This window comes from Sporosarcina sp. P34, assembly GCF_002743375.1.
In the GTDB taxonomy this organism is placed as follows: domain Bacteria; phylum Bacillota; class Bacilli; order Bacillales_A; family Planococcaceae; genus Sporosarcina.
In genome coordinates, this window is record NZ_PDZC01000010.1 from 26225 (window position 1) to 51572 (window position 25348).

Annotated in this window: 33 protein-coding genes; 25 read left to right on the forward strand and 8 right to left on the reverse strand. The window is 39.9% G+C overall.

The genetic code is table 11. The features are described 5' to 3' along the window. Positions 1 to 58: 58 nt before the first annotated feature. Entirely contained in the window at positions 59 to 982 is a 924-nt protein-coding gene (locus tag CSV63_RS13265) for a diacylglycerol kinase (RefSeq protein WP_099696241.1), read from the forward strand. A 113-nt stretch (positions 983 to 1095) separates the two neighbouring features. Here the strand turns inward: CSV63_RS13265 and CSV63_RS13270 are convergent, their stop codons facing one another. Next, on the reverse strand, positions 1096 to 1527 hold the full coding sequence (locus CSV63_RS13270) for an NUDIX hydrolase (RefSeq protein WP_099696242.1): 432 nt from the start codon (positions 1525 to 1527) through the stop codon (positions 1096 to 1098). 315 nt (positions 1528 to 1842) lie between these two features. Between CSV63_RS13270 and CSV63_RS13275 the strand changes: the two genes are divergently transcribed. The 5 genes from CSV63_RS13275 to CSV63_RS13290 all read left to right on the forward strand — a co-directional run bounded on the left by CSV63_RS13275 (position 1843) and on the right by CSV63_RS13290 (position 6331). Then, positions 1843 to 3180, forward strand: coding sequence for a cytochrome ubiquinol oxidase subunit I (locus CSV63_RS13275; RefSeq protein ID WP_099696243.1), 1338 nt, complete (start codon positions 1843 to 1845; stop codon positions 3178 to 3180). Continuing rightward, positions 3177 to 4202 carry a cytochrome d ubiquinol oxidase subunit II gene (locus CSV63_RS13280; RefSeq protein ID WP_099696244.1) on the forward strand — a complete coding sequence of 342 codons (1026 nt, stop codon included), beginning with the start codon at positions 3177 to 3179 and terminating at the stop codon, positions 4200 to 4202. The genes CSV63_RS13275 and CSV63_RS13280 overlap by 4 nt, the downstream gene beginning before the upstream one ends. Positions 4203 to 4214: 12 nt before the next feature. Further along, a complete protein-coding gene (gene cydS / locus CSV63_RS16915; RefSeq protein ID WP_255408941.1) occupies positions 4215 to 4349 on the forward strand; it encodes a cytochrome bd oxidase small subunit CydS family protein in 135 nt (44 codons plus the stop codon). A gap of 68 nt (positions 4350 to 4417) precedes the next feature. After that, complete coding sequence (gene rlmD, locus CSV63_RS13285; protein ID WP_099696245.1) at positions 4418 to 5782, forward strand: 23S rRNA (uracil(1939)-C(5))-methyltransferase RlmD; 1365 nt, start codon at positions 4418 to 4420, stop codon at positions 5780 to 5782. A gap of 234 nt (positions 5783 to 6016) precedes the next feature. After that, positions 6017 to 6331, forward strand: a complete 315-nt coding sequence (locus CSV63_RS13290) for a hypothetical protein (protein WP_099696246.1) — start codon at positions 6017 to 6019, stop codon at positions 6329 to 6331. A gap of 144 nt (positions 6332 to 6475) precedes the next feature. Here CSV63_RS13290 and CSV63_RS13295 read toward each other — a convergent pair whose 3' ends face one another. Next, on the reverse strand, positions 6476 to 6949 hold the full coding sequence (locus CSV63_RS13295; RefSeq protein WP_233192110.1) for a cupin domain-containing protein: 474 nt from the start codon (positions 6947 to 6949) through the stop codon (positions 6476 to 6478). 374 nt (positions 6950 to 7323) lie between these two features. Here CSV63_RS13295 and CSV63_RS16920 point away from each other — a divergent pair, with 374 nt between their 5' ends. The 6 genes from CSV63_RS16920 (at position 7324) to CSV63_RS13300 (ending at position 9583) form a co-directional block, all read left to right on the forward strand. Then, on the forward strand, positions 7324 to 7446 hold the full coding sequence (locus CSV63_RS16920) for a hypothetical protein (protein WP_255408942.1): 123 nt from the start codon (positions 7324 to 7326) through the stop codon (positions 7444 to 7446). Between the two features lie 70 nt (positions 7447 to 7516). After that, positions 7517 to 7639 (forward strand): hypothetical protein, encoded by a 123-nt coding sequence (locus CSV63_RS16925; RefSeq protein ID WP_255408943.1) that lies wholly within the window; start codon positions 7517 to 7519, stop codon positions 7637 to 7639. A gap of 357 nt (positions 7640 to 7996) precedes the next feature. After that, complete coding sequence (locus CSV63_RS16930; RefSeq protein ID WP_255408944.1) at positions 7997 to 8119, forward strand: hypothetical protein; 123 nt, start codon at positions 7997 to 7999, stop codon at positions 8117 to 8119. A gap of 53 nt (positions 8120 to 8172) precedes the next feature. Further along, positions 8173 to 8295 (forward strand): hypothetical protein, encoded by a 123-nt coding sequence (locus CSV63_RS16935; protein WP_255408945.1) that lies wholly within the window; start codon positions 8173 to 8175, stop codon positions 8293 to 8295. 53 nt (positions 8296 to 8348) lie between these two features. Next, entirely contained in the window at positions 8349 to 8471 is a 123-nt protein-coding gene (locus CSV63_RS16940; RefSeq protein ID WP_255406667.1) for a hypothetical protein, read from the forward strand. A 152-nt stretch (positions 8472 to 8623) separates the two neighbouring features. Next, positions 8624 to 9583: a bile acid:sodium symporter family protein gene (locus CSV63_RS13300; protein WP_099696248.1), complete on the forward strand. Its 960-nt coding sequence runs from the start codon at positions 8624 to 8626 to the stop codon at positions 9581 to 9583. A gap of 46 nt (positions 9584 to 9629) precedes the next feature. On the opposite strand, the gene CSV63_RS13305 is transcribed toward CSV63_RS13300, so the two are convergent. Continuing rightward, positions 9630 to 9809 carry a hypothetical protein gene (locus CSV63_RS13305; RefSeq protein WP_099696249.1) on the reverse strand — a complete coding sequence of 60 codons (180 nt, stop codon included), beginning with the start codon at positions 9807 to 9809 and terminating at the stop codon, positions 9630 to 9632. A 114-nt stretch (positions 9810 to 9923) separates the two neighbouring features. On the opposite strand from CSV63_RS13305, the gene nagZ reads away from it, so the two are divergent. The 5 genes from nagZ to CSV63_RS13330 all read left to right on the forward strand — a co-directional run bounded on the left by nagZ (position 9924) and on the right by CSV63_RS13330 (position 17269). Continuing rightward, positions 9924 to 11570 carry a beta-N-acetylhexosaminidase gene (gene nagZ, locus CSV63_RS13310; RefSeq protein ID WP_158233967.1) on the forward strand — a complete coding sequence of 549 codons (1647 nt, stop codon included), beginning with the start codon at positions 9924 to 9926 and terminating at the stop codon, positions 11568 to 11570. 18 nt (positions 11571 to 11588) lie between these two features. Beyond that, entirely contained in the window at positions 11589 to 12221 is a 633-nt protein-coding gene (locus CSV63_RS13315) for a lipase family alpha/beta hydrolase (protein WP_099696251.1), read from the forward strand. A 103-nt stretch (positions 12222 to 12324) separates the two neighbouring features. Further along, positions 12325 to 13119: a VLRF1 family aeRF1-type release factor gene (locus CSV63_RS13320; protein WP_099696252.1), complete on the forward strand. Its 795-nt coding sequence runs from the start codon at positions 12325 to 12327 to the stop codon at positions 13117 to 13119. 194 nt (positions 13120 to 13313) lie between these two features. Continuing rightward, positions 13314 to 15677 carry a penicillin acylase family protein gene (locus CSV63_RS13325; RefSeq protein WP_099696253.1) on the forward strand — a complete coding sequence of 788 codons (2364 nt, stop codon included), beginning with the start codon at positions 13314 to 13316 and terminating at the stop codon, positions 15675 to 15677. Between the two features lie 290 nt (positions 15678 to 15967). Then, positions 15968 to 17269: a purine/pyrimidine permease gene (locus tag CSV63_RS13330; RefSeq protein ID WP_099696254.1), complete on the forward strand. Its 1302-nt coding sequence runs from the start codon at positions 15968 to 15970 to the stop codon at positions 17267 to 17269. 38 nt (positions 17270 to 17307) lie between these two features. Here the strand turns inward: CSV63_RS13330 and CSV63_RS16540 are convergent, their stop codons facing one another. Continuing rightward, complete coding sequence (locus tag CSV63_RS16540) at positions 17308 to 17481, reverse strand: hypothetical protein (protein WP_158233968.1); 174 nt, start codon at positions 17479 to 17481, stop codon at positions 17308 to 17310. Positions 17482 to 17627: 146 nt separating this feature from the next. Here CSV63_RS16540 and CSV63_RS13335 point away from each other — a divergent pair, with 146 nt between their 5' ends. After that, the gene (locus tag CSV63_RS13335) at positions 17628 to 18182 is read left to right on the forward strand and encodes a DJ-1/PfpI family protein (RefSeq protein WP_099696255.1); all 555 of its coding nucleotides are present in this window, start codon (positions 17628 to 17630) and stop codon (positions 18180 to 18182) included. A gap of 85 nt (positions 18183 to 18267) precedes the next feature. Here CSV63_RS13335 and CSV63_RS13340 read toward each other — a convergent pair whose 3' ends face one another. Then, entirely contained in the window at positions 18268 to 18891 is a 624-nt protein-coding gene (locus CSV63_RS13340; protein WP_158233969.1) for a YIP1 family protein, read from the reverse strand. 142 nt (positions 18892 to 19033) lie between these two features. On the opposite strand from CSV63_RS13340, the gene namA reads away from it, so the two are divergent. Then, a complete protein-coding gene (gene namA, locus CSV63_RS13345) occupies positions 19034 to 20053 on the forward strand; it encodes an NADPH dehydrogenase NamA (protein ID WP_099696257.1) in 1020 nt (339 codons plus the stop codon). A gap of 17 nt (positions 20054 to 20070) precedes the next feature. Here namA and CSV63_RS13350 read toward each other — a convergent pair whose 3' ends face one another. Then, entirely contained in the window at positions 20071 to 20568 is a 498-nt protein-coding gene (locus tag CSV63_RS13350) for a metallophosphoesterase family protein (RefSeq protein WP_099696258.1), read from the reverse strand. A 100-nt stretch (positions 20569 to 20668) separates the two neighbouring features. Here CSV63_RS13350 and CSV63_RS13355 point away from each other — a divergent pair, with 100 nt between their 5' ends. The 4 genes from CSV63_RS13355 (at position 20669) to CSV63_RS13370 (ending at position 22873) form a co-directional block, all read left to right on the forward strand. Continuing rightward, positions 20669 to 21037 carry a carboxymuconolactone decarboxylase family protein gene (locus tag CSV63_RS13355; RefSeq protein ID WP_099696259.1) on the forward strand — a complete coding sequence of 123 codons (369 nt, stop codon included), beginning with the start codon at positions 20669 to 20671 and terminating at the stop codon, positions 21035 to 21037. 94 nt (positions 21038 to 21131) lie between these two features. Further along, on the forward strand, positions 21132 to 21884 hold the full coding sequence (locus tag CSV63_RS13360; RefSeq protein ID WP_099696325.1) for a YqcI/YcgG family protein: 753 nt from the start codon (positions 21132 to 21134) through the stop codon (positions 21882 to 21884). Positions 21885 to 22144: 260 nt separating this feature from the next. Then, positions 22145 to 22486 (forward strand): CHY zinc finger protein, encoded by a 342-nt coding sequence (locus CSV63_RS13365; RefSeq protein WP_099696260.1) that lies wholly within the window; start codon positions 22145 to 22147, stop codon positions 22484 to 22486. A gap of 60 nt (positions 22487 to 22546) precedes the next feature. Further along, positions 22547 to 22873 carry a hypothetical protein gene (locus tag CSV63_RS13370; protein ID WP_099696261.1) on the forward strand — a complete coding sequence of 109 codons (327 nt, stop codon included), beginning with the start codon at positions 22547 to 22549 and terminating at the stop codon, positions 22871 to 22873. 45 nt (positions 22874 to 22918) lie between these two features. On the opposite strand, the gene CSV63_RS13375 is transcribed toward CSV63_RS13370, so the two are convergent. After that, complete coding sequence (locus CSV63_RS13375; protein WP_085131712.1) at positions 22919 to 23326, reverse strand: YugN family protein; 408 nt, start codon at positions 23324 to 23326, stop codon at positions 22919 to 22921. Positions 23327 to 23488: 162 nt separating this feature from the next. Here CSV63_RS13375 and CSV63_RS13380 point away from each other — a divergent pair, with 162 nt between their 5' ends. Together CSV63_RS13380 and CSV63_RS13385 are read left to right on the forward strand one after the other, a co-directional pair. Then, positions 23489 to 24469, forward strand: a complete 981-nt coding sequence (locus tag CSV63_RS13380) for a YsnF/AvaK domain-containing protein (protein ID WP_099696262.1) — start codon at positions 23489 to 23491, stop codon at positions 24467 to 24469. A gap of 80 nt (positions 24470 to 24549) precedes the next feature. Next, positions 24550 to 24792 (forward strand): hypothetical protein, encoded by a 243-nt coding sequence (locus CSV63_RS13385; RefSeq protein WP_099696263.1) that lies wholly within the window; start codon positions 24550 to 24552, stop codon positions 24790 to 24792. Positions 24793 to 24830: 38 nt separating this feature from the next. Here CSV63_RS13385 and CSV63_RS13390 read toward each other — a convergent pair whose 3' ends face one another. Then, positions 24831 to 25325 (reverse strand): TspO/MBR family protein, encoded by a 495-nt coding sequence (locus tag CSV63_RS13390; protein ID WP_099696264.1) that lies wholly within the window; start codon positions 25323 to 25325, stop codon positions 24831 to 24833. Positions 25326 to 25348 lie beyond the last annotated feature (23 nt).

Genomic DNA, 25348 nt, shown 5'->3' on the forward strand with positions numbered 1-25348 from the left:
TTTGAAAATGGTAAACGTCTAATTTTTTTCAGACGCGAAAGGATCGAGGGGAAAGTGTATGAAACGTGCACGCATTATTTATAATCCGACTGCAGGAAGAGAAGTCTTCCGTAAACATTTAGCAGAAGTCCTCGAAAAATTGGAGAATGCGGGTTATGAAACATCCGCTCACGCTACAACTTGCGAGGGTGATGCAACGGCGGCAGCGCGAGACGCGGTTCGCAGAGGTTTCGATGTGATTATTGCTGCAGGTGGCGATGGGACACTCAATGAAGTTGTAGAAGGTGTAGGGCATTTTGATAAACGTCCAAAAATTGGTTTGATTCCTATGGGAACAACGAATGATTTCGCAAGAGCATTGCGTATTCCTAGAGAAATCGATGACGCTGTAGATATCATTTGCCAAGGAGATTCGATTCCGGTAGATGTTGGTTTGATGAATGGCCGCTATTTTATTAATATAGCGGGTGGCGGTCGAATGACGGAATTGACATATGAAGTTCCAAGCCGTTTAAAAACTGTAATTGGTCAGTTGGCTTATTATTTAAAAGGAATTGAAATGTTGCCTTCCATACATTCCAGTCATCTTCGCATTGAATATGATGGAAATGTATTTGATGAAGAAGCTATGATGTTTTTGATTGGCTTGACCAACTCGGTTGGCGGATTTGAGAAATTAGCACCTAACTCCAGTATTAACGATGGATATTTTACGTTGCTTATTTTAAAGAAATGCAATATTGCAGAATTTATTCGTGTGGTTACGTTAGCTTCCCGCGGAGAACATCTGGATGATCCTTTAGTTGTTTCAGCGAAAGCAAAAAATATTGTAGTGACTTCCAAAGACGAAGTGTTATTGAACTTGGATGGAGAATACGGTGGCGTGTTGCCAGCTACTTTCCAAAACTTATATCAACATGTCGAGATGTTTGTACCGCTACAGAAATTACGTCCGCAAGATAAAGGAAAACTAATTAAATAAGAAAAGCAAAAAGACTATTCCAGTCGAATTTCTAACGTTCGGATGGAATAGTCTTTTATTGTGAAAAATTAATTGGGTGATGCCGATGCAATGCGCATCGTATCAGGTCGATATCAGATGTATTCAATCGCTTCTCCTTGTTTAGCAGCTAACTTTGGCACTTCTTTCAACGGCATCCAACGGTAGCTGAATAATTGACCTGCGTCTTTACCTTCACCTTCTACGATATATTCCCATTCGTGTTTGTTTTCTCCTATGTAGGAAAAATGGAAAATCGTACGTTCATAAATTACGTTTTTATCTTCTGGGAAATACTTTGAAGCTTTCACTTTACCTTCTAATATAAGTTCATCACGCACGATCCCAGACTCTTCTTGGATTTCTCGATATAATGCATCCAATAATAGTTCGTTGCGTTCGATTGTACCACCAGGAACTTGTAAACCTGCTTCAGGCTGATCCTTTTGCTCATAAACAAGCAATTTACGGTGTTTGCCTTCCCCTTTTGTAATATACGCGATAACTTTTCTTTTTACTCTTTTCATTCACTTTCACCTCTCATTAGTTAACTAATTATACTGTAAATACTTACAAATTACAAGTGAAATGGGTTAATTTATTAGTATACAACAAGTAGATATGCTATGAATATGGAAATACGTCTAATTTTCAACAAATCGTATTAAATAGGTTATTGAAAGGCGTTTTAAGGGAAACCCTACAATAGAATTGTGCTTAGGAGTGATTGCGTGTATAAAAGACAAGAAAAACGTCTGATGTGGTTGGCATTTATTGTAGCCGGTATCATGTTGCTATCAATTATTGGAAGAGTATTCTCGTGAAAAGAGGAGGTGGCCTGTGTGGATCCAGTTTTATATTCTAGAATCTTGACCGAACTAACTTTATCGTTTCATATTATCTATGCCACCATAGGGGTCGGTGTCCCGCTCATGATTATGCTAGCTCAGTGGGTGGGTATCAAGAAAAATGATGAGCATTATATTTTGCTAGCTAGACGTTGGGCACGCGGTTTCGTTATCACCGTGGCTGTAGGAGTAGTAACAGGAACAGCAATTGGTTTGCAGTTGTCCTTATTATGGCCAAACTTTATGGAGCTTGCAGGAAATGTGATTGCATTACCATTATTTATGGAGACATTCGCTTTCTTCTTTGAAGCAATTTTCCTCGGTATTTACCTTTATACATGGGATCGTTTTGAAAATCAAAAGAAACATTTTCTACTCCTAATCCCTGTTGCGCTTGGAGCTTCATTCTCTGCAGTATTCATAACCATTGTAAATGCCTTCATGAATGCACCACAAGGCTTTAACCTAGTGAATGGGGAATTAATCAACGTCAATCCACTCGTGGCCATGTTTAATCCTGCCATGCCCACAAAAGTGGCGCACGTAGTCGGGACAGCTTATATGACATCCGCCTTTTTATTAGCGGCTATTGCAGCATTCCGTTTGTTGCGTGGTTCGAATCACGTCTACCATAAAAAAGCGTTATATCTGACATTGAAAGTAGGATTCATTTTTAGTGTGAGTGCAGCGTTGGTTGGAGATTTATCAGGTAAGTATTTAGCAGAGTATCAACCTGAAAAACTGGCGGCTGCAGAATGGCATTTTGAAACGGAAGAAAATGCACCTTTAATTTTGTATGGTGTGTTGGACGATGGGGAAGTTAAATATGCCATTAAAATACCGTATGCACTTTCTATCTTAGCGCATGGATCTCTTAGTGCAGAAGTCGTTGGGTTGGATCAATTTTCTGAAGAAGATATCCCTCCTCTTTATATTCATTACCTCTTTGATATTATGGTAACGATCGGAATAACATTAATGATGATGTCCGCTATATACTGGATTGGTATGTGGCGAAGATGGTCATTTGTCGAGTCGCGCTTATTCCGCTGGCTAATTGTTGCGGGAGGACCCCTCGTTTTCATTTCTCTTGAAGCGGGTTGGTGGATGGCGGAAGTAGGACGTCAGCCGTGGATATTACGTAATATTATGCGTACTTCTGAAGGCGCGACAACTAGCGGGCAAGTACCGACTATGCTTGTACTGTTTGCACTTCTATACCTAGTTCTCGGTGTCGGCAGTGTCGTTGTATTAAGGAGAATGTTCATCAGGAATCCTGTAGAACAAGAAATTATAGATCGGCAGCAGGAGAGAGGCGGTGACATTCGATGAATATCGAAATTCTTGGGATTACGGTATTGTGGGTGTTCTTGTTCGGCTATATTCTAATTGGTGCGATTGATTTTGGAGCAGGTTTTTTCAATGCATACAGTTTATTTACGGGCAAACAGCGAATATTGACCAATGTCATTCAGCGCTATTTATCGCCAGTCTGGGAAGTAACGAACGTTTTTCTCGTATTCTTCTTCGTGGGGATTATTGGATTCTTCCCGAAAACCGCCTTTTATTATGGCACCACATTGCTAGTCCCGGTTAGTTTTGCCATTATTCTTCTGGCGGTTCGTGGTTCTTACTATGCATTTGAGACGTATGGGGCCCGTGGTCATAAAGGCTATTCATTTGCTTACGGTTCGACGGGGTTATTACTTCCGGCATCACTATCGATTGTCCTAACAATTTCTGAAGGTGGATTTATTGAAATAGTGAATGGGCAACCGGTTTTGGATTACTGGAAGTTATTCACTAGCCCACTAACTTGGTCGATTGTAGTATTGAGCATAGCGGCAACACTTTATATCTCTTCCGCATTTTTGACGTGGTATGCGAACAAAGCCAGGGATCGTGAGGCGACGCAACTTTTGAGGAAATACGCGCTGATCTGGGCATTTCCGACGATCATCGCAGCTGGCGGGATTATATTTGAATTACGTAAGCATAATCCGCTCCATTACGAGAGTATCCAAACGTTCTGGCCTATGTTTTTGATATCGCTCATACTGTTTCTGGGTACGGTTTTCCTCATTTGGAAAAAGCGTCATTATGGCGTGGCGTTCAGTTTACTAATGGGACAGTTCGTGTTCGCTTTCTTTGGTTACGGGGCATCGCATTATCCGTACTTGCTATACCCGTACTTGACGATCTATGATAGCTTTACGAACCAAGCAATGGCGGTTGCTTTAATCATTGCTTTCATATGTGGATTATTGTTGCTGATTCCATCGCTTTATTTACTATTACGTATGTTCTTGTTTAATAAAGAATATGTAAAAGGAAACGAAAATCATCATGCATAAGGAGGCGATACGATGAATGAATTTTTGATTTTCTATGCGCCTTTTTTGGTGATCATTGCGGGTATACTATTATCGTTCTTTGTGGTCTTGAAAGACGATGCAGTGACCAGGAATGAGTGTAAAGACAATAAAGAAACAGACGTGTGATTGACGTCTGTTTTTTTGTTTGCTTCCCCGTGTTACACTAGAAGTATCTGAAAGATGGAGGAAAAGTCATGAGCTTTGCAGTAAATAAAAATGAAAAAATACGAGTGACAATAGAAGATCTGACACATGATGGAGCGGGCGTAGCGAAAGTAGAAGGCTATCCGTTATTCATTCAAGGAACGTTGCCTGGAGAAACAGTCGATGTCCATGTATTGAAAACATTGAAGAAATATGGATTTGCTAAGCTGCTAACTATCGTGGAACCATCTCCTTCCCGTGTAACGCCACCTTGTCATATATTCCCGACATGTGGTGGATGTCAATTGCAGCATTTGTCCTATGAGGGTCAGTTGATACAAAAACGCAAATCGGTACGCGATGTAATGGATCGGATAGCTAAGCTCCCTGATGTGCCTGTACATAAGGTAAAAGGCATGAATGATCCGTGGCGTTACCGCAATAAATCACAAATCCCATTTGATACGGAGAACGACCGTGTAATTACTGGCTTCTATAAAGCCCGAACACATCACATTGTCGATACAGATGTTTGTCTGATCCAAACGAAAGAAGCAGACGAACTGATGACGCTGCTGAAGTATAAACTTCAACAGCTTGGTATCGAGACGTATGACGAACATACACACAAAGGTATGCTACGTCATGTAATTGTTAGAAAAGCACGTCAGACAGGTCAAGTGATGGTTGTACTCGTTACGCGACATAAAAAATTCCCGCAAAAAGACGCCGTAGTCGAATTAATTCTACAACAATTGCCGAACGTGACGTCTATTATGCAAAATGTGAATACAGCGAATACGAATGTCATCATGGGGAATGAAATGATTAATCTATACGGAGCGGATGTTATTATTGATCGGATTGGAGACACTGAATTCGAGATTTCAGCACGTTCGTTCTATCAAATAAATCCTGTTCAAACGGAAGTACTGTACCAACAGGCACTTGATTATGCTGACCTAACTGGAAATGAAATGGTAGTGGATGCGTATTGTGGAATAGGAACGATTTCATTATTCTTGGCTAAACAAGCGAAAGCTGTTTACGGAGTTGAAATAGTACCGCAGGCGATAGAAGATGCAAAGCGTAACGCGGAACTAAACAATATAACTAACGCACATTTTGAAGCAGGTCCGGCAGAAGAGGTTATTCCAAATTGGTATGCGCAAGGTAAGCAGTTTGACGTATTAGTCGTCGATCCACCACGTAAAGGCTGCGATGAAAAATTGCTAGAAACCATTCTAACTTATAAACCGAAGAAAATTGTGTATGTGTCTTGTAATCCAGGAACATTGGCACGGGATTTACGTATTCTCGAAGATGGCGGCTATCGCACGAAGGAAGTTCAACCGGTAGACATGTTTCCGCATAGTAGTCATGTCGAGTGTGTGGCGTTAATAGAGTTGAAATAACTTGGCGACAACGGGTTAGTAATTTCAGTAAATATTGATGTGTATTTTAAAAACCCTCGGACGGATAGTTCGAGGGTTTTTTGACCTTACGGGGAATCACACTATTATGTGAAATACGGAACAACCGATGCTGTATTTTAATAAATAACGGAAAAACGAACGCAGAAATATCGTAAGTTTCGACTTCATGTTACAATTACTGAATTAGTTCATATTGTGAAGGAGGTTACACAAATGGCATTAGGTATATTGGAGATCATGTATATAGTTTTAATAGTTATAGCCATAGGAATACAAGTCGTATTATATAAAAGTAAAACCAATAACAGTATAATCATTATCAATATGTTATTTGGCCTGCTTTTATCCTACCTAGCGTTTACATCTTTTCCTACAAACTTTACGATTCAAAAAACTCTAGCCATCTTAATGGGGATTGTAGCTATATTGGCAGTTGTTATGAAGTTTAGAAATGATGAGCTTGTGTTTTTAAGTAAAATCGCGTTCTCGATTTCTATTGTGGTTAGCTTAGGGTTGCTGTTTTTATAAAACACCTTTTACTGTGAACGCACAATGCCTACTCGCTTAGGTAAAAGCACAAAACAATATAGTCCAATTCAGACAAGACACCGTGTAAATAAGTGCCTTGTCTTTTTTTATTTTTCAATCATAGCAACAGCATATTTCAGCATACTAGATATACTTATTGTGAGGAGACTGTGGGGATTCCATTTCTTCCGCGATCGCCTTCGTTTCATGAATTGTTCCGTGCGGATGATTTGGCGGTGCATATATAGAATACAATTTGATGGGAATAGTACCAGTATTAAATAAATTATGCCAAGTCCCAGCCGGAATAATAACAATATCCTGATCTTGAACGTGTCGCTCGAAGTCTACTCGATCTTTTCTATGTCCTATCTGAACGATGCCTTGCCCTTCCTCAAGCCGAATAAATTGATCTGTATGTGGGTGCATTTCCAAACCAATATCTTCTCCCGGCGCAATACTCATAAGAGTGAGCTGAAAATGGTCACCTGTCCAAAGTACGGTACGGAACGTTTGGTTTCGTGTTGTTGCCTCTTCTATATTGATCGTGAAAGGCATTGGACCATAATCTGTTCGACTGGGGTGTGATAGCACAGACGAATATTCATCGTGATTCATTTGCTGTAAAGGCAATACGTTAAAACATGGATATATACACACAGGCTGATACCAACACACTAATTTGAAATTAGAAACTGATGAATTGATCTTAATCATTCCTTTCTTTATGTTTTCATCATAGTATATGCCTTACATACTGAGCTGTGTTTAACTGAATGTGATAGGGAAACGAGAGTAAACAACTAAACCTACAGTGACTAGAATTCACAAAGTAGTCATATGTAAGCGTTTCGACTTTGAATGAATTGTGAAAATGTTCACAATGTAAACAAATTGTTTGCTGGGCGTAGTATACTTAGGTTAACAAAAGAAGTTGGCCATAGATTCTCGCTGAGAGAATCAAAATACAACCAAAAAGGAGACTGAACAGCATGTGGGTTATCACATTGTTCGAAACAGAGAATGTACGAATGTTTGAATATGCAGAGAAAGCAGAGGCTACAACTGCCATGGAGAAGTTCAATCAGTACGCTGTTTTATCCTACACAAAGTAAAATCACTGAATATGCACAGAGCGAATACAAATAAATGATTAAAAAGAAAATGGAAGGGAGACTGACAAACATGTGGGTAATTACTTTATTTGATCAAGCAAACGTACGAATATTTGAGTATGCAGAGAAGGTAGATGCGGTGAACGCAATGAAAAACTTTAGCAAATATGCCGTTCTTTCTTACACTAAATAAGAAGTGATCATTTAACCGTAGCGTACGTAGCTGCGGTTTTTTTATATGTCCCGGTATTGAAATATGTCTAGTCAGAGAGGCTAATTTATAAAAACTGCTGAAAAATGTACTTTCTTGTTGATGAAAAGATTAAGTTAAATTGAAAAAATATACATAAATTCTATTTCGTTAATAAGAAAACGGTTGCAGACACAATTACGACATATGTAAGCGTTTTGACTTTGAATGATTTGTGAAACGCTTCACATATCGGTTTCTTTTGTTGTAGAACAGAGTATGATAAGGGTAACAAAAGAAATTGGTTAGCAGATTCCATTCAAGGAACTAAGCTGCCAAACAAAAGGGAGACTACACAACATGTGGGTTATCACATTGTTTGACCAAGCAAATGTACGAATCTTTGAATATGCTGAGAAGGTCGACGCATTAAATGCAATGAAAAACTTTAACCATTACGCAGTTCTGACATACACATACTAAGCGTTGGCTTTACTTTTGATAAATGAATACACAATAAAAGGAGACTGGAAAACATGTGGGTAATTACATTATTTGATCAAGAAAACGTACGAATCTTTGAATATGCTGAGAAGGCAGAAGCAACAAGTGCAATGAAGAACTTTAACAAGTACGCAGTCCTAACATACACACACTAAGCACTGACTTTACTAGTGATAAATGAATATAAATTAAAAGGAGACTGGAAAACATGTGGGTAATTACATTATTTGATCAAGCAAACGTACGCATTTTTGAATATGCTGAGAAAGCAGAAGCAACAAAGGCAATGAAGAACTTTAGTAAATATGCAGTTCTTTCATACACAAAATAATATTACGAAAACAGAACCGTAGCGATTCAGCGCTACGGTTTTTTTATGCATCCGAAATAGTTGTTAGGTTCAATATCGATTCTCACACAATCTATTATGCTAGAATACGACTATACCAACCATTACGTCAGGCTAGTAAAGAAGGGAATTATATGTTTACTAATTTGAATATGTTTTTACAACGATGGATTGCCATCTTAACACCTCTCAGCTTAGTAATAGGCGTCGTGTTTCATCAAGTAGGGGAGCAGTTATTGTTTATTGTCTCCTGGTTGTTTGCGTTTATGACGTTCGTGGGCAGTCTGGGCATGAATATAAAAGAAGTGCACATGGTCAGGAAGTATCCTGTCGTAGTACTTGTTAGCATTGCTTTTCTGCACATAGTGATGCCGGCGTGGGCGTACTTTTTATCCAAAGTATTTTTTGATGATCACTTACTGACGGTAGGTTTTGTGTTAGCGGTCGCAATCCCGACAGGTGTTACGAGTGTGATTTGGGTAACAATTTCGAAAGGCAATCTACCTCTATGCTTATCTATCATATTGATTGATACATTATTGGCACCTATCATTTTACCGGTTATTCTTCATATCGTCGTAGGGGAAAGAGTAACCATTGATAGTATGTCACTAATACTTAATTTACTTTGGATGATCGTACTACCTACGATACTAGGTATTACGTTAAATGAACTCTCAAAGGGGAGTGTTCAAAAGAAATGGGGACCTCGCTTAGCACCTTTCTCTAAAATAAGTTTGTTTGCGATTGTTGCGATTAATGGTAGTGCAGTAGCACCTTATGTGCAGAAGATTTCTATTGAACTCGCCGGTATTATTGCGCTTGTACTGTTTATTGCATTAACGGGCTATGCGACCGCCTTATGGATAGCGCATGTACTGTGGAGAGATCCAGTGATTGCTACGACGTTCATGTTTGTGGGCGGCATGCGAAATATCGCGACAGGTGTTGTCATCGCGACAACGTTTTTTCCGCCGAAAGTTGCAATGCCTGTCGTTTTCGGTATGCTCTTCCAACAAGTACTTGCCTCAATTTACAATAAGGTAGGGAACTGGTATGGGAGACGTCATTTCAGGATTAACGAAGGTGTATAAAATAAAACAACTGCCGTCATTCTGTAAACAGAACACGGCAGTTGTTTTATTTTTTCTTCTTTTTATTTTTTGGTCTAGATCCAAACTCTGCAGAAAACTCTTCTAATGAATGGCCTTCTGGATGTTGATTATTGCTGTTGCTGGCTTCTTTGTTTTTATTTTCATACGTTTTCAACGGGTTATGTGTCCGTTCATTCATGGTTTTCTTATTATTTTTATTCGTCATGTTCGTCCACCTCCTACAGATTAGAATGGACAAAAGTCGTGGTTTTATGCAGCGGCTGACAATATCAATAGAAGTCCGAAAGATGTTATTATGACTAAAAGAAGAGGTGGAACTATGCGAAAGGTATCTAGAATATTCTTGTTACTCGTCGTCGGTGCACTCTTAATGATAGCAATAGGGTGTTCAAATCAAGAGAACGATAAGAATGAACAATCTCAACAAAAAGAAATACGATATAAGCAGAACGAACAAGCGTTGATTGCAATCCACGATGCAGCTGAAACAGGACAACTTCCTAATAAACCATGGCAAGTGGGGAAAACTACTTTTCAACAAGTTCAAGAGCAGTTGGGGAAAGCAGATAATGTAGAACGTGATCGTAAGGGGATATATGCATCTTATAAAAAAGAAAAATTGAAGCTTCGTTTGACAGAGAACAAGAAGGTTTATAAATTACGTATAGCGGAATCGAAATTCGTTGACATACCGCAAGCGCGGGCCAAGGAAGTACTAGGCGTTCCAGATAGAATGGGACTAGTAGACGGGCAAACAGCATTTGTTTATGATTTGAATGACGAACACCAATTAACTTTGCTGTTTACCTCAGCAGAAAACGATGCAACCATAGCAGAAATTGCTGTTCTCCATAAGCCGAGTGCTGAAATTCAGGAAGTGATACAGGAAATGCAACTTGATGAAAAACTCGGTCAATTGATTCTGATGGGGGTGCAAGGTCCGCAACTGAATTCTGTAGCGAAGAGATTTATTCAAGATAGGCATGTCGGTGGCATTATTTTATTTAAACGTAATTTCGTTTCTGTTTCGCAATCGCTTAGTTTGATTAATGATTTGAAACAGGCGAATGCAAATGCGAAAACACCGTTATTTATTAGTGCAGACGAGGAAGGTGGACGTGTTACACGATTGCCAAAAGAACTCGTAAGAACACCTTCTAATCGTAAAATCGGACAAGTTGAAAATGGAAAATATGCATATGATGTTGGAGAGTTAATTGGTCGCAAAATGAGTGCATTTGGATTGAATATGAATTTTGCACCTGTATTGGACGTCGATAGCAATCCGAATAATCCAGTGATTGGTGATCGCTCGTATGGCCATGACGCACAGCTAGTCAGTAAAGCAGGAATCGAGCAGGCCAAGGGGTTGATGTCGCAACATGTCATACCTGTCGTCAAACACTTCCCAGGACATGGTGATACCAGTGTAGACTCACATATTGATTTGCCCGTGATCAAGCATACTAAGGAGCGCTTGAAGAACGTAGAACTATATCCTTTTAAACAGGCAATTGAAGGTGGCGTAAATGCGATTATGGTCGGACACTTACTTGTAGAGGCGTATGATCCAAAAACACCTGCATCATTTTCAAAAATAATTATTTCAGACTTATTGCGTGATGAATTACAGTTTGATGGTGTGGTGATTACAGACGACTTGGTCATGGGAGCTATTGAAAAGAACTATACGATTGAAGATGCGGCAGTTCAATCTATTGTGGCGGGTGGAGATATTTTACTTGTTGGGCATAAATACACGCCTGTAGACGAGCTACTCACTGCATTACAAACGGCTATGCGTGAAGGAGACATTACAGAACAACGAATCAATCAAAGCGTCGAGCGGATTTTACTGCTAAAGCAACAGTATAAAGTGGTGGACATTCCACAAGAGCAAGTCCCTGTGGAAGAACTGAATGAACAAACGAAGGAGCTCACAAAGAAAATTCAATCAGGTATTTAACGATAAAGGGGTGATCGCATGGAAGAACGTGTTCTTTTGTTACATGGTTTCAATAAAAATTCACGTGATATGCAGACGTTGTCTATCTATTTAGAACGTCAGGGATTTCATTGCAGACCACTCGACTTACCGTTAACATATCATGAATTTGACCAATCACTTTATCTTGTGGAAAAACATTTGTCCGATATGATCTCACAAATAGATACTCCTATTCATCTGGTTGGTCACAGTACAGGTGGTCTACTTATTCGAAAAGTGTTGCAAGAAACTGAATGGAAGGATTCAATTGGTCACTGTGTGCAAATTGCTACGCCAAACCGAGGAAGTCAGCTGGCGCACGTGGCGAGTAAAATTACAGGATACACTGAATACTACAAGACATTACGCTCATTAAACGCAACGTATATTGAACAGTTAAATTTGCCGGATACGACTCCTTTTACGATTGGCGCAATCGCGGGGAATCGAAATCATTTGTGGCTTGGGAAATTGCTTCAGGGTGAAAACGATGGACGGGTAGAGTTGGATTCAGTTTATTATCCGGGACTTACTGATTTTGTTACGTTGCCCTATGGACATAAAGAAATTCATCACCAGAAAGAAGTAGCAGAATTAACTGCACGTTTTTTAAAAACTGGGCATTTTTGATAAAGCATTGCTTTTTTATTTGAAAAAATTCACAGCTCCAATTATCTTGTAATATTCCCTTCGGCGGGCATGCTATAGCTGAGGGAATAAGGAGGATGATTGGATGAGTATTAGCGAAGAATTGAAAAAGTTGAAAGCATTTCACTGTAATGATCGATGTGTGCTGTCAGTATACTTAAACACGAATCCTGCAGATCCTGACCAACAACAAGCTGCATGGAGAATTCATTTAAAATCAGGTTTGAAAAGGCTTGATGAATATCTCGTCGCATCTGGAGATGAAAAAGAATTGACTGCATTTCGTTCATTGAAAGACCGTGTGATGAAAGAAGTTGAAGATAAGCAAAATGATTTGGCGAAAGGGGTTATCATTTTTGCAGCAGCAGATCCTGAAATATGGTCCGTTCATTATGTTCAAGTAGCAGTCAAGACGAGCTTTCATTGGGAAAACCAAGCCATGACGAATGAATTTGAGTATATGTTACAAGCATATCCAGAAGCGGGAATTATACTCCCAAGCTACAGTAATGTCCGGATATTGGATACAGCAATGGGGAGGGTCCATGACGAAACTGTGTATGAATTCGATTCGGGTCTTGATGTCTGGAAAGAACAAAAAGGTGTTAAGTCGTCCATACAACGGGGAGTAGGAGGACACACAGACGAATTTGATCATCGGTTAAAGGAGAATCTGGATCGTTTTTATAAAGGCATGGGTTCTGTAGTTGGCAACATGAAAAAGAAGCGTGGATGGAAAGAAGTGCATGTGGCTGGGGAAGCAGAACTAGCCAATAGCTTCGCGTCCATCATGCGTGAAAAGCCTGAAAGCTGTATTCATAAAAACTTTGGAAAATCGAACAATAATCACGTCATCCAAAAGATTTTCGAATCCCGCTAAGCAGTATCAAAAGAGGATGTTCTAGAAGTCAACGACTTCTAGGATATCCTTTCTTTATGTAGCTTGTTTTTTAAAAAAATTTAAAATACAGTTAAAGGGATCGAAGTTTCAGATTTACTACATTCCTTTAATGGACAATAATTAAAGGAATTTCAGAATATTACTAGTATACTAAGTTCTAAAGGGGGAATGACATGGGAAGAGGCAGAAAGATTACGTTGTGGGCACTCGGTACACTGTCAATTATAGCTGTGCTTGTTGTGATATTTGCAAACGCTTACATTTTAAAATCGAAACCGTTTGTAGAAGGAAACCATCAAGTCACATTCATTGATCAAGAAGTAACCGTTACACGGGATAACAATGGGGTACCGCATATCAACGCTGCTTCGGATGAAGATCTATACCGAGCGCAAGGTTATGTGCAAGCGCAAGACCGTTTATTTCAAATGGATCTAGCCCGAAGGCAGGCGAGCGGTCGTCTGGCGGAAGTCATCGGTGATAAGGCAATCGATACTGATAAATTATTTCGTACATTTAGTTTGCGAAATGCCGCAGAAGCTTCATATGATGGATATGGAGAACAAGCAAAAGCAGTACTTGGCTGGTATGCAGAAGGAGTCAATGCATTCATTCGGGAAGCTATATCGAATAAGAAATTGTCTTATGAATTTGCACTTCTTGGGTATGAGCCTGAAGAGTGGACACCGATTGATTCATTAACGATCGGGAAGTATATGGCTTATGACTTGGGAGGGAGATGGCAACCGCAAGCCTTCCGCCACTGGGCGATCAATGCGTTTCCAGAAGAAAAAGTGAAAGATTTATTCCTGACATATCCGAAAAATGCAGAATCTATCATGACGGCTAATAAAGAGCATAACGTAGAGGTAGCGGGACGTTTTCTACCGGAACTTTCACCACCTGAATTCAATGGAAGTAATAATTGGGTGGTATCAGGAGAAAAGACGGCTTCCGGTAAACCATTACTGGCTGATGATCCGCATTTAGGACTGAGTACTCCGTCTATTTGGTATCAAATGCATTTACAATCCCCTGAACAAAATGTTGAAGGAGTAATCTTTGCAGGGATTCCTGGAATCATTTTGGGAAATAATGAAGATATCGCCTGGGGGGTTACAAACGTTGGACCGGATGTGCAAGATCTGTATATTGAAGTCCCGCATCCAAGTAAAAAAGCTCAATTCCGGTATGATGGTAAGTGGGAACAGGCAGAAATACGAGATGAGACAATTAAAGTAAAAGATGCCGAAGATGTTCCATATGAAGTAGTTGTCACGAAACACGGTCCGATTATTTCTGATGTTATGTACAAAGAAGAAAATCCTGATGCATTATTCTCCATGCAGTGGACGGCACTCGAGCCCACGCTTGAGCTCGAAGCGATTATGGAGATGAATAAATCAACAGATTGGAAAAGTTTTGAGAAAGCATTGGAGAAGTTTCACGCACCTGCACAGAACTTCGTCTTCGCTTCGACGGACGGCACAATCGCGTATAAAGCAAACGGTCGCATTCCCATCCGAAAACAAGGTGACGCACAATTGGCAGTGCCAGGAGATTCCTCTGATTACGGTTGGAAGGGGTATATTCCGTATGAAGAACTACCACGTGTAGTGAATCCCGAAGAAGGTTTCATCGCCACAGCAAATAATGAAGTGGTAGATGAAGATTATCCATATCACATCACAAAGTTCTGGGCACAACCATACCGCTTCGAACGGATTGCAGAAGTGCTGCGAGGAGGAGATAATTTCACAGCGGATGACATGATGAAACTGCAAATGGATCAAAAAAACCTTTACGCTGCGGAATTCCTTGCATCCATGATTACATCAGTAGAGAACAAAGACCAATCAGGTGATTATAAAGAAGTATTAAATACTTTGAAACAATGGAATCAAGTTGATTCAAAAGATAGCAGTGCTCCGCTAATTTTTCACAAATGGATGAAACAACTGCAAATTGATATGTTCCGCGATGAAATGCCGGAGGATGTCTATGAACTAATGCCAGGTAAAAACCAGATTACAGATGAACTTCTGCGTAAAGGCTATAGTGGAGAAAAAAGTGTTTGGTTAGAAGAAAAGCAAGGCATCGATCAATGGGTGTATGATTCATTCAGCAACGCAATGAAACAAATATCCAATGACTTCGGTGATAAACAACAAAAATGGGCATGGGGAGACTATCATCAACTGACATTTCCTCACCCACTAGCAAGCGCCTCACCTGTATTCGCCACATTATTAAATCCCGAAAAACAGCCAATCGGCGGTTCCAATATTACAGTGCAAGCTGCTTCTTTTAAAGACGACGGCTCCGTCAATCATGGTGCATCATGGCGTTTTGTTGCAGATCTAGACGACTTAACAAAAACATATCACGTCGTCGGACCTGGCCAAAGTGGACATCTGAAATCCAAATGGTTCCACGACCAAGCAGAAGACTGGGCAAAAGGCCAATACCACGAAACACTCATGACACAAGAAATCCCTAACGGACGTGTACTTACGCTGCAACCGATCGGTAAATAACGGGAACGGAGTTATTAGTTAATTATGTAGTATAAGGCTGAAGACAAACTCTTGAATTAGGGGTGGTCTTTAGTCTTTTTTATTTTAATTTTGGATCAAAAGTTTAATTTAAGAAGCGACTTTAGTTGATCGTAAGTGTAAGACACCGGAGGATCAGCGTGCGTCTTAAACTTCGATCAACGGTGCTTTTTCTTATCCGCATCTTTTTTTATCCTATATGATAAAAAAATTACTCTCATGGTATACTATATGAATTCTAATTTGCACAGCACTATTGGAGGTATCGTCTAATGAAACATCTAGCAGGCGGTGTACAATGGACCGTCTTTCTTATTGCCTCATCTATTGCAGCTCCCATCGCAATCGCGCACGCTTTCGGTATGGATTCCATAGCGACATCACTATTTATGCAAAGAACTATATTCGTTCTCGGTGTTGCCAGTCTGATACAAGCTTTTTTCGGACATAAAATGCCGATTAATGAAGGGCCCGCAGGCTTATGGTGGGGAATTTATGTGGTCTATGCCGGAATGATCGGCATTTTTTATACAACCTCAACAGACGCCTTGCAAGCATTGCAAAGTGGTATGTTGTACAGCGGTGTGCTATTCATTATTCTCGCTGCGACAGGAATCATCACGAAAATGAAAGTACTCTTCACACCCGCAATCACATTTACGTATCTACTATTGCTGATCTTACAATTAAGTGGAACCTTTATTAGGGGAATGATAGGGGTAGAAGAAGTAGGGGACCATCTGGATCCAGTCATTTTTCTCGGAAGTTTCATGGTTTTACTCATCACGTTTATTGCGATGGCTAATAAACGCCCGTTCATATCTAAATATGCGATATTGATCTCCATTGCACTTGGCTGGGGGATTTTCTTACTACTCGGAAAAACACCAACCATCGCGAAAGTATCCGATCAGCTAATCCAACTACCAAAAATGTTTGTTTATGGAAAACCTGTATGGGATAGTGGTGTTCTCGTTACAGTTATCTTCATCACATTATTGCTAGTAGCGAATATGCTTGCATCAATTCGTGTCATGGAACATTTATTGAAGGAGTCTTTTCATATTAAAGCGCCAGATCGGTTACGCCAAGGAGCATTTGCTTCAGGATTCATCCATCTGATCGCAGGTGCTTTTTCCGCCATTGGATCCGTACCGATTTCAGGATCTGCTGGATTTGTTGGCACGACACGTATGCCATCTATAAAACCATTTATTATTGGCAGTACGCTATTAGTACTCATAACACTGTTTCCAAGTATTATGGCGATATTTGCGGCTTTACCAGCGCCGGTTGCATATGCTGTAACTTTCGCCATCTTTACAAAAATGGTCTCGATGGCATTCAATGAACTTGATGCGGATCCAGAAAAGGAGCGTGCTCGCCAAGCTGTAGCTTTTGGATTAATGGTAGGTGTAGGAACCATGTTTGTCCCGGCAGAAAGTTTGTCGCAACTTCCTCCCATTGTAGCTTCAACATTATCTAATGGATTGATTACAGGAACGATCCTCGCGATACTTATTGAGCAATACATGATACGAAGAAGTCGGGGAAATCATTATAGTAAGATGTAAAAAGCCAAACAGTATGAACTGTCCGGCTTTTTCACGAATTATTTTCTTTTATCCTCTGTAGCCCGATAGACTTCTTTCAAAGCATCCCGATACTCTTTACCGCTCGCATTCTCTCGGGCACGCGCAGCTTCTTCGGCAGATAGTTCAAACTCCATTCCCATTTCTTCATTGATCGTTCCTTTATGAAACAAATGACGTATATCTTGATCCATAGAAATCCCTCCTATTCATAATATGGTGTAATTTGCGATAGTTATACATAAAGAAGAGGAATTCAGCAAAAGAAAGAGGATTCATTATCAAATTGTCGAAAGAAGTAAAGTAGTCACACAATTTAGAATAGGGAGAGGATCTGCACATGAGTAAAAAAGTATTGATTCTTGGTGGAGATGCAGTAGAAGCACTGGAAATTTTCTATCCGTACTATCGTTGTTTGGAAGAAGGATTCGACACAACTATTGCTTCACCATCCGTAAAAAAATTATATACCGTTACCCATGATTTCATCGATGGAATGGAAACGTATGTTGAAAAACCTGCGTATGGCTTGGATTCACATATTGCCTTCAAAGATGTCAATCCTGCAGACTATGATGCGCTCATTATTCCAGGTGGACGTGCACCAGAGTATATTCGTCTAGATGAATCATTACCAGCTATTGTGCGCCATTTCTTTGAAGAGAATAAACCCGTGGCGGCAGTTTGCCATGCTGCCCAAGTATTATCCGTTATTTCGGATCTTATGAAAGATAGGGAGTATACGGCGTATATTGCATGTAAGCCGGACGTTACAGCAACTGGTGCTACGTATATAGAAAAAGATCTTCATACAGAAGGGAATCTAGTATCAGGACATGCTTGGCCAGATCTTCCAGGCGTAATGAGAGAATTCATGAAAATGGTCAATAAATAATAAAACGCAAAGCTCATGAGGCTTTGCGTTAGACTGAAGACGTTTCCAGAAGTGGATTCGCCTTCGGTTTTTTTATATGTTGAATTTAGTAAGCCCAAAAAACAACTATCAAAAAGATAATAAATGGAATCATTAATGCTAAAAATAAACCGGCAACAATCATAATCGTACCAAATCCACGCCATGAAGAGAATTGATGGACAATCCCAATTCCTTTCGATAATATCACTGTACTAAAGATACCTAGAGCCAATGTTAGTAAATTAGTGAGTAATAATACACTAGATAATGATCCAAAAGCGTCAACATTTGCAGTATTCGTCGTATCCACAAATAAATTCTTGCCGTAAATAACGACTAATAGCAAGTTAATCGGCATCATCCAAATAAAAGGTATCGAAGCGATTGGCGTCATTTGCACCATATCCTTAAAGTTCCCTTTCCCTCCGAGCCATTTACCTACCCATGTGTAGAGAGCAGAACTAATGAACAGGCTGATCATAGTTCCGATGAACGATGACACGATACCGAGTAGGATCATTACCGGCAGTGGTAGATCGGGTAAAATATCCGTTTCAGCAAATGATGTTATACCGACGCTGATCGAGGTAAGGAATAAGATGAAGAAACTATAACTCCATGTTTTGTATTCAAGAACATAACGAATCGTTTGCTTAGGTTGTGTCCATATTGAAACAAGTGGTTGCATGAGAAGACCTCCTTTCATGTAGTCTACTATACGTTCAAGTACTACCATATGTTTCATAAAGTTAATTTAAAATCCTCGAACAGTAAAAATCAGTAGAGATTTGCTATACTTTCTCTAGTAACTATTAGAGGAGGATTTATTCATGGCAAAATTATTTAGTCCTTATACTATACGTGGTGTAGAATTTAAAAATCGTATCGCAATGGCACCGATGTGTATGTATTCTTCACATAATCAAGATGGGAAAGTAGAAGATTGGCATAAAACCCACTACGCAACTCGTGCAGTAGGACAAGTCGGCCTAATCATCGTTGAAGCAACAGCTGTTCAACCGCAAGGAAGAATTTCAAGTGAGGATTTAGGGATTTGGTCAGATGAGCATATTGAAGGTTTAACTGAAATCGTTCGTTTAAACAAACAGCATGGTGCTCGTACTGGTATCCAATTAGCACATGCAGGAAGAAAGGCGACAGTGGATGGAACAATTCATGCGCCAAGCCCTATTGCGTACAATGAAAAACACAAAACACCAACAGAAATGACTATCGCTGATATTGAAGAAACCATTGAAGCATTTAAACAAGGAGCGCTCCGTGCCAAACAAGCCGGATTTGACGTCATTGAAATCCATGGTGCGCATGGTTATTTACTTAATGAGTTCCTAACACCATTATGTAATCATCGTGAAGATGAATACGGTGGATCAGCAGAAAATCGCTATCGCATACTAGGGCAAGTAATTGATGCAATTCGTTCTGTTTGGGAAGGTCCGTTATTTGTGAGAATCTCTGCAGAAGATTATCAAGAAGGTGGCATGGATTCTTCGCAGTATGCAGAAATGGCAGGCTGGATGAAAGAACAAGGTGTCGATCTAGTTGACGTTAGCTCAGGTGGAGTAGTTCCGGCTGCTATTCATCCTTTCCCAGGCTATCAAGTGCCATTTGCAGATACAATCCGTCAGCAAGCAAATATTGCGACGGGTGCGGTAGGATTAATCACATCAGCTATACAAGCAGAAGAAATTTTACAAAATGACCGTGCGGATATCGTATTGCTCGCTCGCGAATTATTACGTGATCCTTATTGGGCGTACACAGCAGCAAAAGAACTAGGTGTAGAAATCGAATCACCCGTTCAATATACACGTGGTTGGACATATTAATCCATTCATTTTGTACTTTACGTTTTATCATCAAAAAATACCAATTCTGCACGAATCCCATCATTAATATGTAAGATAGCGAAAGAGTAATGGGGTAATTTTCGCTTATCTGTTGGTGAACCAGGATTCAATAATAAGGTTTTATTCAAATAACGAAGCATAGGAATGTGGGAGTGTCCGAAGACGATGACGTCTAGTGGCACTCCTTCAAATGCTTCAATAGCCCGTTTTTCTGTAGTCTTTTTCTCTCCGTGACCATGTACTAATCCAATGCTTACGTGCTCCGCTTGAATCACTTGCTGCAATGGAAACAGTTCTTTTATATCCTCTTCATCCACATTTCCGGAAACACCTTTTACTTCCGCAAATTCAGAAAGCATCTGCACGACTTCGACCGATTTCCAATCACCTGTATGTAAAATTAAATCGGCGGTTTCACATTCTTTTATTAATCGTGAAGGCAAACCTTTTCCTCTTCCAGGCATATGTGTATCTCCTGTAATGACGATTTTCATACTAAACCTCCTGTATTTGTAATTGCTTATACCATTTCCATTATTGCTGAATAGCAAACAAAGAATCGGACATACTACTGCTATGACGGGAGGCGATTTTATGGAAGACTATACATTTACGGATGCGGTACTGGCAGATTACAAAACTGGTATGGGTGCCATGAGCGAACAGTTGCCCAAGTTCATGAAATCATTCCACGCATTTACGGAAATTGGTTTTGAAGAAGGAGAAATCAGTCAGAAATATAAACAGCTGATTGCACTAGCAGTAAGTGTCTATGCGCATAGTGAGTTCTGTATTATTTTCCATACAAAAGCTTGTATGGATGCAGGTTGTACCGTTTCAGAAGTGTTAGAAGCTGTTGGTGTTGCAGCTACGCTTGGCGGTGGAAGTGCCTTAAGCCAGGCAGTCACGTTGGTTATGCAAACGATTGATGAATTACAGGATCATCCAAAACCTTTACAATGAGAAAACATCTTATCGATCACCATTCGATAAGGTGTTTTCTTCATTTCATATGTTTCATTATGCGAAATACAGGGTAACGGATATACAGCATAGTATGTTAGAGGGGGATAAAACGTTGATTCAAACATCAAACGCTTTATTAACAAAAGAAGACTTTACAGAACGTGATGATTTACCAGAATGGTTACGTAGAGAGTATCAGACATTTCATGATATTGTGACCGATAAAACATTCCCATGCTATTTTGGTATGGCTGGTGAAAATAAAGGCGAGTTGCGCTATGCTTATATTTCACAAAAAGACTGGTCGAACTTGCCGCAAGCGCTAGAAGCCTTTTTAGAACTATTTGAAAATCCAAAGCATAAACGCCACGGTCTGTTTGTATTTGTTGAACCTTTTGAAAAAGAAGGAACAATAGAAGAATATCGCCAGCAGTTTTGGGATATTTTGCAGTACTTGCATAAAGAAGATAAAGAAGAATGGCCTGCTGAAGCGCCACGAGATCCTGATCATTATTTGTGGGACTTTCATTTCCAAGGTGAGCCGATTTTTGCTTTTGGTAATGCGCCTGCCTATAAGCAGCGAAAGACGCGTGATTTAGGAAATGCAATGGTCATCGGGTTTCAGCCGCGCAAAATTTTTAAGGGTCTGACAGGTACGGAAAAAGGCGGAATCAACTCACGTGAAAAAGTTCGTGAACGTGTAGAGGTATGGGATAACTTACCGAAGCATCCCGATATCAGCCATTACGGAGATCCAACGCATAATGAATGGAAACAGTTCTTCATCGGTGACGACAGTGTGCCATTAACAGGAAAGTGTCCATTCACTCATAAGGATATGTAAACAGAAGATGTCTCTGCAGTCGTAAACTTACGATTGCCGGAGACATTTTTTATATGACTGAGTTTCGAAACTAGGGATGAAGAAAAAGAGATGAGTGAGTAGATTGAAGCTTGAACCCGGGACGTGTATTTTATAGCCAAAGTGGTGAGTCTATCAATTTGCAGCTCCTTACTCTCCACTCCATTTCAAATCCCTTTCTATTTCTAATTGCTTTACAGGCCTCTCTACTTTTATGATGTACATAAGAGGGGTGCGGAAAAATGAAAAAATACGATCAGGAAGTTCGGGGCTTACTAGTGGATGATGAAACGCGCTGTATCCATTACTCAACAGAAACAGACAGAATTGCCATCAAGTTCTATTGTTGTAAAACCTATTATCCATGTCACCTATGTCATGAAAAAGCGGGTTGCGGTCACCACGCTGTCTGGCCAGTTAGTCGATATAATGAAAAGGCCATTCTGTGCGGCAATTGCGGCCACGAACTCACCATTACTGAATACTTGCAATGCGACTATCAATGTCCTTCTTGCGACGCGGGCTTTAATCCAGGTTGTGGTCTGCATAAGGATTTATACTTCGAAAACGAGGCGAGCCACTAAATGGTTTTAACTAGTACCAACAGGGAACACTAAGTAAAACAAGTAAAGTGAGGGAATTGCATGAAGATGCCGACGATGGATACAGAAGAATTATTGTTATTTGCAAAAAAAGCGGATGAGCCGGGAACAACTTGGATTCAGCAAGCCGATTACGTAGCAGAAGAAGCCATTATGTCGGATGAAGACCTTGCCGGCAGAGAACCTTTGCAACGGCTTAGAATAGTAGTGGAGTCGGATGGAAATACCAAATACTTCGAATCCCTTTTCCATACTGGAGCAGAATTAGAAGAGTTAATGAGCGAACTAGAACCGGTTTTCAAGAAATATCCTAAAAAAGTGCTAGATTCAGATGAAATGGATGAAAAAATACAAAATGTAAAGAAATAATAAAGAGGATCTTCTGCCAAAAAAATCGGCAAGAAGATCCTTTTTTCATTCCAAGTACTGTAGTATTTCTTCAATTGCTAGTTCACCGGCAATTTCCCAACGACTTTTATCACGAATTTCTGCATCACGATCTAACGGTTCTTGGAATTGATTCAATGAACCACTTATTAAAGAACTTGAGTCGGGATCTAAACCCGTATTCACCACATGTTTGATGACGTAAGGTTTTTTGAATTTAATGGATGTGTTGAAATCATCAAGTTCACCGTCATGAACTTCAAAGGGGACACGTAAGTAAATGGTTTCTCCAGCTTCCCTATGAAGGATGGAATCAAAACTACCTTTATGATAATCCCAGCCTCCGCCAAAATGATACCCGTGCTGATCGACTTTATCCCGTAAAGTCCCAAAACAAGCTAGTTTGCCTTCAATCGGCGTATCTAATTCCAGCATGAAATCACTCCTTTTTATCAGCATTCCTTACTAGCAAATATTTATACATCCTCTAAAAAAATTTAACGAAAAGGTTTCTAATTTTCATAACCGGGGTACATGTATCAACACGACGTTAAAAGAGTTCTAAATAATTCATTACAACATTAGGAGGAGATTTATATGGGTAAAAATAGATATATTGGAATGTACTATAATGAAACAGATTTGGTGAACCGTCTGGACGAGTTGAAGAGAGAAGGATGGCCTGAAGATGATATTTATGTCGTTGTGAAAAATGAAGATCAATTAACTATGCTTAGAAGTCGTACGGATGCGGAGATTAAATCAGCTGACGATTCATGGTGGGATCGTTTTATGGGGTTTGTTTCTGGAGAAGACCATGTACGTCGTATGGTAGATAGTTTAGATTTCGGAACAGAAGACACAGTAAGATATTATCAGGAAATAGAACAAGGTGGCATGTTGCTATATGTTGATTCTGGCGAAGCAAATCGCCATTATATGGACAACACCGAGTTTTACGGCAGAATTGGAAAAAGTACAGACGTGAATCTTGGGGCGAATGGCTTAAGCGTAACGGACCAAGAATTAAATGGAGGAGATCCGGCATTCAGGTTGAATCAAACGCTGCCAGATCATACACTCAATCAACACAATCGGGACGTAGACTCTGGCCTTCATGCAACTGAACATGCTTTCACTGACACTGATACAGAAGAGGAACGTATACGTTTACACGAAGAACGTCTTCAAGTGGATAAGCATGAAACACAGCGTGGAGAAATCCGTGTTGAAAAAGAAGTAGTAGAAGAACCTAGATCGGTAGATGTTAGCGTTTCGCACGACGAAGTGACAATCGAACGTAGACCTGTTGTAGATGGAGAAGCTGGTCTTGATGGTCGCTATGGCAATGATGCGGTAGCGTTCAGGGAAGATGACGAGACAATTCGTATTCCGATTACTGAAGAACAAGTGGAAGTAACAAAGAAACCCGTTGTAACGGAAGAAATCATACTCAAGAAGCGTGAGGTTGTAGAGAATGAAACGATTCACGAATCTGTGAAACGTGAAGAAGTACATGTTGAAAAAGAAGGGGACGTAGAAGTTAAGGGTGATCAGTTGGATAAAGACCGTTTCTAAAAAAGACATGTAGCAAATATCTTGTCATTCCCTTTCTGGATACTGTAGGATAGACGTAACAGCCAGGAAGGGGAGATGACATGTTTAAGCATCCAGGTATTGCCGCCGTGCTTAGTTTTTTCTGGACTGGCGTCGGCCAAATCTATAATGGACAAATCCTTAAAGGGATTTTACTTATTATCTTACAAGGAATCAATGGTCTGCTCATGTTTGTAGGTATAGGTTTCATTACGTATCCCATTGTATGGATTTGGGGTATGTATGACGCTTATAAGACTGCTGAGCGTATGAACTATAATCAAAATCAATATAATAAGCATTGAAAAATGTCCCAGCCAGTATTGGCAGGGACATTTTTTGTTCACTTATTTAATTTCCATGTAGAGTAATTTAATACTAGAGCAAACATTACCCATCCAATATAAGGAACCATCAATCCACCAGCGATACGATCCGTCTGATTGAATTCATAAGCGGTCATAGCAATAGCACCTAACAAAATCGTCATCTCTATCAGTGCTGTACCTCGTAAATTCCATTTAAAGAACAAGAAGGACCAAAGAAAATTAAGGCCTAATTGTACGTCATACAAAGAGATAGCGGTATCTTTCCATGGCGATGGCTGCTTCATTTCCACGCGGTAATTCGCAACACCCATTATCGTATATAAAGCTGTCCAAGCAACTGGAAATGTAGCTCCAGGAGGAGAAAATGAAGGTTTCTTCAACTCAGCATACTGTTTTTGTGTATTGCGGTTAGCTAGAAATCCGATAATCGATCCGCCCACTACTGGAATTAACACGTTACGTGTGAGCTTCTTCCAATCCAGTTCACCATATACTTTTACTAACTCCAAGGTAAAACCCCCTTTTTAGAAAG

Bases quoted from the DNA above. Each gene is read 5' to 3' on its own strand.
- CSV63_RS13385 (WP_099696263.1), top strand. From the start codon at position 24,550: ATGTTTAAGCATCCAGGTATTGCCGCCGTGCTTAGTTTTTTCTGGACT.
- CSV63_RS16920 (WP_255408942.1), top strand. From the start codon at position 7,324: ATGTGGGTTATCACATTGTTCGAAACAGAGAATGTACGAATGTTTGAA.
- CSV63_RS13315 (WP_099696251.1), top strand. From the start codon at position 11,589: ATGGAAGAACGTGTTCTTTTGTTACATGGTTTCAATAAAAATTCACGT.
- CSV63_RS16925 (WP_255408943.1), top strand. From the start codon at position 7,517: ATGTGGGTAATTACTTTATTTGATCAAGCAAACGTACGAATATTTGAG.
- CSV63_RS16935 (WP_255408945.1), top strand. From the start codon at position 8,173: ATGTGGGTAATTACATTATTTGATCAAGAAAACGTACGAATCTTTGAA.
- CSV63_RS13360 (WP_099696325.1), top strand. From the start codon at position 21,132: ATGTTAGAGGGGGATAAAACGTTGATTCAAACATCAAACGCTTTATTA.
- CSV63_RS13370 (WP_099696261.1), top strand. From the start codon at position 22,547: ATGAAGATGCCGACGATGGATACAGAAGAATTATTGTTATTTGCAAAA.
- rlmD (WP_099696245.1), top strand. From the start codon at position 4,418: ATGAGCTTTGCAGTAAATAAAAATGAAAAAATACGAGTGACAATAGAA.
- CSV63_RS13300 (WP_099696248.1), top strand. From the start codon at position 8,624: ATGTTTACTAATTTGAATATGTTTTTACAACGATGGATTGCCATCTTA.
- CSV63_RS13270 (WP_099696242.1), bottom strand. From the start codon at position 1,527: ATGAAAAGAGTAAAAAGAAAAGTTATCGCGTATATTACAAAAGGGGAA.
- nagZ (WP_158233967.1), top strand. From the start codon at position 9,924: ATGCGAAAGGTATCTAGAATATTCTTGTTACTCGTCGTCGGTGCACTC.
- CSV63_RS13320 (WP_099696252.1), top strand. From the start codon at position 12,325: ATGAGTATTAGCGAAGAATTGAAAAAGTTGAAAGCATTTCACTGTAAT.
- namA (WP_099696257.1), top strand. From the start codon at position 19,034: ATGGCAAAATTATTTAGTCCTTATACTATACGTGGTGTAGAATTTAAA.
- CSV63_RS13350 (WP_099696258.1), bottom strand. From the start codon at position 20,568: ATGAAAATCGTCATTACAGGAGATACACATATGCCTGGAAGAGGAAAA.
- CSV63_RS16540 (WP_158233968.1), bottom strand. From the start codon at position 17,481: ATGGATCAAGATATACGTCATTTGTTTCATAAAGGAACGATCAATGAA.
- CSV63_RS13290 (WP_099696246.1), top strand. From the start codon at position 6,017: ATGGCATTAGGTATATTGGAGATCATGTATATAGTTTTAATAGTTATA.
- CSV63_RS13280 (WP_099696244.1), top strand. From the start codon at position 3,177: ATGAATATCGAAATTCTTGGGATTACGGTATTGTGGGTGTTCTTGTTC.
- cydS (WP_255408941.1), top strand. From the start codon at position 4,215: ATGAATGAATTTTTGATTTTCTATGCGCCTTTTTTGGTGATCATTGCG.
- CSV63_RS13340 (WP_158233969.1), bottom strand. From the start codon at position 18,891: ATGCAACCACTTGTTTCAATATGGACACAACCTAAGCAAACGATTCGT.
- CSV63_RS16940 (WP_255406667.1), top strand. From the start codon at position 8,349: ATGTGGGTAATTACATTATTTGATCAAGCAAACGTACGCATTTTTGAA.
- CSV63_RS13295 (WP_233192110.1), bottom strand. From the start codon at position 6,949: ATGAATCACGATGAATATTCGTCTGTGCTATCACACCCCAGTCGAACA.
- CSV63_RS13355 (WP_099696259.1), top strand. From the start codon at position 20,669: ATGGAAGACTATACATTTACGGATGCGGTACTGGCAGATTACAAAACT.
- CSV63_RS13325 (WP_099696253.1), top strand. From the start codon at position 13,314: ATGGGAAGAGGCAGAAAGATTACGTTGTGGGCACTCGGTACACTGTCA.
- CSV63_RS13375 (WP_085131712.1), bottom strand. From the start codon at position 23,326: ATGCTGGAATTAGATACGCCGATTGAAGGCAAACTAGCTTGTTTTGGG.
- CSV63_RS13365 (WP_099696260.1), top strand. From the start codon at position 22,145: ATGAAAAAATACGATCAGGAAGTTCGGGGCTTACTAGTGGATGATGAA.
- CSV63_RS13335 (WP_099696255.1), top strand. From the start codon at position 17,628: ATGAGTAAAAAAGTATTGATTCTTGGTGGAGATGCAGTAGAAGCACTG.
- CSV63_RS13330 (WP_099696254.1), top strand. From the start codon at position 15,968: ATGAAACATCTAGCAGGCGGTGTACAATGGACCGTCTTTCTTATTGCC.
- CSV63_RS16930 (WP_255408944.1), top strand. From the start codon at position 7,997: ATGTGGGTTATCACATTGTTTGACCAAGCAAATGTACGAATCTTTGAA.
- CSV63_RS13305 (WP_099696249.1), bottom strand. From the start codon at position 9,809: ATGACGAATAAAAATAATAAGAAAACCATGAATGAACGGACACATAAC.
- CSV63_RS13380 (WP_099696262.1), top strand. From the start codon at position 23,489: ATGGGTAAAAATAGATATATTGGAATGTACTATAATGAAACAGATTTG.
- CSV63_RS13265 (WP_099696241.1), top strand. From the start codon at position 59: ATGAAACGTGCACGCATTATTTATAATCCGACTGCAGGAAGAGAAGTC.